Raw genomic sequence first — 4,184 nt, 5'->3', positions numbered from 1 at the left:
GGGACGGACACAGGTCCGTCCCGGGCCCGTACGCCACAGGTCCACCACGACGCGGCCGGCGGAGTCATCCCCGTCGGTCTCGGTGTTTTGACCTGGCCAAGAGCCCTGACCCGTGCGCCGACACCGTTTCGGCCGACACCGTGCGGGACTGCCGAACGGTGCCTGGCTGAGACCACGTAACCCGTCCCGTTGCCTACGGCCAACCCCGACGAACCGGTCCGTCCGCGACAACCTTCGGCTTCGCCGCGGCGGCCCGCTTCGCGGCGGCAAGCCGGTACCAACCCCGGTGCCGGACGGCAGACCGGGAGCGGGGACGAGGCCGAGCGGGCCCCGCCCCGCCGGCGGGCGTCGGCGACGAGGGCGGTGTGGATCCGGCCGTCGTCCAGCCGTATCAGGGCTGCCGGCGAGCGCGTTCGGTGATGTTGCGGGCCATGCCTGCGAACACCGCGGTGTGGAACGGCGCGACAGCGCGCCAGTACGCGTGTCCGGCCAGGCCGTGGGGGTGGAACAGTGCCCGCTGCCGGTATTGCGTCCCGTGATCGCCGTCCGGTGTGACGGAGAGTTCGAGCCAGGCCAGCCCGGGCAGGCGCATCTCGGCCCGCAGGCGGAGCAGTCGGCCGGGTTCGATCTCCTCGACGCGCCAGAAGTCGAGGGAGTCCCCGACCCGTAGGCGGGTAGGGTCGCGGCGGCCCCGGCGCAGTCCGACGCCGCCCACCAGGCGGTCGAGCCAGCCGCGCAGGGTCCAGGCGAGTGGAAAGGAGTACCAGCCGTTGTCGCCGCCGATGCTTTCGATCACCCTCCAGACGGCGGCGGGTGACGCGGTCACGGTGCGTTCCCGGACATCCTGGTAGAGGCTGCCGCCGGCCCAGTCGGGATCGGTGGGCAGCGGGTCGCTCGGGGCGCCGGGCGATGAGGCGGAGGACCAGCGGGTGGCGACGTCGGCGTCCTTGATCCGGCGCAGGGCGAGCGTGACGGCCTGGTCGAAGCCGGTCAGGCCGGTCGGCGGGTCGGGCACCCATCGGGCGATGTCGTGCTCGCCGCAGACGACTTCGTGGCGCAGGGACTCGACGAGGGGGCGGGCGATGGAGCCGGGGACCGGAGTCACCAGGCCGACCCAGAGGCTGGAGAGCCGGGGAGTGAGGACCGGCACGGGGAGGATGAGGCGGCGGCGAAGTCCGGCGATGCGGGCGTAGCGCTGCATCATCTGTTCGTAGGTGAGGACGTCGGGGCCGCCGATGTCGAAGGTGCGGTTCAGCCCGGGCGGCAGGTGGGCGGCGCCGACCAGGTAGCGCAGGACGTCCCGGACGGCGATCGGCTGGATCCGGGTGGACACCCAGCGCGGAGTGACCATCGCGGGCAGGCGTTCGGTGAGGTGGCGCAGCATCTCGAAGGAGGCGCTGCCGGAGCCGATGATCACGGCGGCGCGCAGTTCGGCCGTGGGGACACCGCCGGCGCGGAGCATGCGGCCGACCTCGGCGCGGGAGCGCAGGTGGGGGGAGAGGTCCGCTTCGGGTACCCCGGCGGGGACGAGGCCGCCGAGGTAGACGATCCGGGTCACGCCGGCGGCTGCCGCGGCGGCCGCGAAAGCGCGGGCGGCCTCGCGGTCGGTTGCCTCGAACGAGGGCCCGGTGCCGAGCGAGTGGACGAGGTAGTAGGCGACATCGATTTCGTCGAAGGCCCCGGCGAGGGTGGCGGGGCGGGTGACGTCTCCGGTGGCGGTGTCCACCCGGGCCCGCCAGGGGTGGTCGCGCAGTCGCCCGGGATCCCGTACCAGACACCGCACGGTGTGCCCGCGGGCGAGCAATTCGGGGACGAGTCGGCCGCCGATGTAGCCGGTCGCACCGGTCACCAGGCAGCGCAGTGGGCCGGGCTGCAACGGATCCATGTCGACTTCTCCTCCGAAAGCCGCGCGTGCGGGCCTCCGCCGGTGCGGAAACGACGTAACCAGCATCGCGCATGCCCTTCGGAGCCGGCGTGATGGACGCGAACACGGAAAGCGGTGCCACGACGGGGCGGCCGGGGCCGCGCGGGGACCAGGTCCTCGATCCGGGCGGCGCCGGCCGGGACGGAGGCGGGCAGCCCGGTGGTGGCGCTCGGGCAGCGGCAGGGTGCGCGGCAGGTCGGTGAGCGAGCCGCCCGCGGTGAGGATGTCGGCGGATCCTGACGGTCGGTAGGCAACTGCTGCACGTGGCGCTTCTGGTCTCCCGCTTCCCGGTAGGCTGTTGTTGCCACTTGGTGCGGATCACACCTGATCGGATGGCTAGTGTGACGAAGGCCCGGACCCCGGCTCGTTGGGCTCCTCAGTCCCCGCGGCTGCTTCCGACCATGCGGTCCGCTGCGATGCCTCAGCACGATCTTGAGGACGACGCGATGATCAAGGGGGTCGAGTACTCGACGGTGGACTTCGCCGGGCGATCTGCTGAGGCGGTCGAGATCGAGCATTGCCGGTTCACCGGCACACGGTTCACCGGCACGGATCTTCGCCGGTGTGTCCTGTCGGACGTCGAGTTCGAGACCACCGACTTCGCGAGCGTCCGTACTCAGGATGTCTCGCTCTTGAGGAGCACGGCCAGGTCCAGCAGGTTCACCGGGATGTCCTGGAGCAACGGCTTCTTCCGGGACGTTACCTTCGACAACTGCCGCAGCGACTCGGCGCTGTTCCGGTACTCGAAGTTCAGGAGGGTGCTCTTCACGGGCTGCAACCTGCGACAGGCCGACTTCCAGCGGGCCGAGCTGCGGGACGTGCGGTTCGAGGACTGCGATCTTGAAGGCGCCCAGTTTGCCCACGCGGACATGCAGAACGTCCGGTTCGAGGGGTGCACGCTGCTGGATGTCGGTGGTGCGGCGAGCCTTGAAGGAGCAACTGTGCAAGGCCCAGGGGCGATGGAGCTCGCCCTCAGCCTTGCACGGGAAGCTGGGATCGTACTCGAGCCCTGATGCTGCAACGGTGTTTGTCGTGACGACGCTTCAGCCCGGCGGGCATCGCACTCTGCAACCTCCTTTTACGCGCCCGGGTCGGTGGACTCGGCCGAGCGGCTGTGTGAACTCGGCGGCCCCGGCGTGCTGGTGGGGTGCCGGACGACGACGGTCTGCTTCCGCACACCGATACCTCGGCCGCTGAGCAGGTTGGGGTTGGCGATCGTGCCGGGGAACCGGGCGAAGTGCTTGCGTTCCGCTCCGCAGCGCCAGCCCCGTGTGGCTTCCAGGCATACCGAGGCCCCGACGCGCGGCGCACTGTACCGCGTGGCCCCCGCGACCGCGATCGCGGGAGAGCCTTCAGCTCCGTAATCCCATTGGATCAGGCTGAATGTCGGGGGATCATGCACCTCATGAAGAGCTCGCTGCGCCGGAAATACCCGCACCATGAGTGGAGCCCCGTCACCGAAGGGGACTCGGGCGCCTTCGTCCACCGCCTCACCGGGCCGCAGTCCGAGCTCTACGCGAAGATCGCCCCGCGTGTCCTGGACAATTCGGCCTTCGATCTGACCGGCGAGGCCGATCGGCTCGACTGGCTGGCCCGGCACGGCATCCCGGTTCCCCGTGTCGTCGAGCGCGGGGGCGACGACACCTCCGTCTGGATCGTCACCGAGGTCGTGCAGGGCGTCTCGGCTGCAGAGGAGTGGCCGGAGCACCAACGGCTCGCCGTCGCGGAGGCGATGGCCCGCGTCGCCCGTGCCCTGCACAGCCTGCCCGTGGCGGAATGCCCCTTCGACCGCTCCCTGTCCGTGGCGATGGACGAGGCCCGCCACAACGTGCGTGTGGGGCTGGTGGACCTCGATGACCTGGACGAGGCGCGCCGAGGCTGGTCCGGCGGACAGCTCCTGGCCGAACTCGACCGCACCCGGCCGGAGACGGAGGACATCGTCGTCTGCCACGGGGACCTCTGCCCGAACAACGTCTTGCTGGATCCCAGGACGTGCGAGGTCACCGGAGTCATCGACGTGGGCCGCCTCGGTCTCGCCGACCGCCACGCCGACCTCGCTCTGGCCACTCGTGAGCTGGAGATCGAGGAGGATCCCTGGTTCGGCCCCGAGTACGCCCAGCGCTTCCTCGCACAGTACGGCGGCCCCGGAGTGGACGAGGACAAGTTGGCCTTCTATCGGTTGCTCGACGAATTCTTCTAGCCCGGCGGGTCGGGCCGGGGCCGTCATCACGGAGGGCGGGGGCACCGCGAACACGGGCTG

Annotated in this window: 3 protein-coding genes; 2 read left to right on the top strand and 1 reads right to left on the bottom strand. The window is 70.8% G+C overall.

The window, feature by feature from the left end:
- Positions 1-391: 391 nt before the first annotated feature.
- Positions 392-1,885: an SDR family oxidoreductase gene (locus ACFU7Y_RS41085; RefSeq protein ID WP_380771506.1), complete on the bottom strand. Its 1,494-nt coding sequence runs from the start codon at positions 1,883-1,885 to the stop codon at positions 392-394.
- 455 nt (positions 1,886-2,340) lie between these two features.
- On the opposite strand from ACFU7Y_RS41085, the gene ACFU7Y_RS41080 reads away from it, so the two are divergent.
- Complete coding sequence (locus ACFU7Y_RS41080) at positions 2,341-2,937, top strand: pentapeptide repeat-containing protein (RefSeq protein ID WP_380771504.1); 597 nt, start codon at positions 2,341-2,343, stop codon at positions 2,935-2,937.
- Between the two features lie 392 nt (positions 2,938-3,329).
- The gene (locus ACFU7Y_RS41075) at positions 3,330-4,124 is read left to right on the top strand and encodes an APH(3')-V family aminoglycoside O-phosphotransferase (RefSeq protein ID WP_380771502.1); all 795 of its coding nucleotides are present in this window, start codon (positions 3,330-3,332) and stop codon (positions 4,122-4,124) included.
- Positions 4,125-4,184: the final 60 nt, after the last annotated feature.

It is taken from the genome of Kitasatospora sp. NPDC057542, assembly GCF_042801945.1.
Classification (GTDB): Bacteria; Actinomycetota; Actinomycetes; order Streptomycetales; family Streptomycetaceae; genus Kitasatospora.
This window is presented reverse-complemented; position numbering and strand designations above follow the sequence as displayed.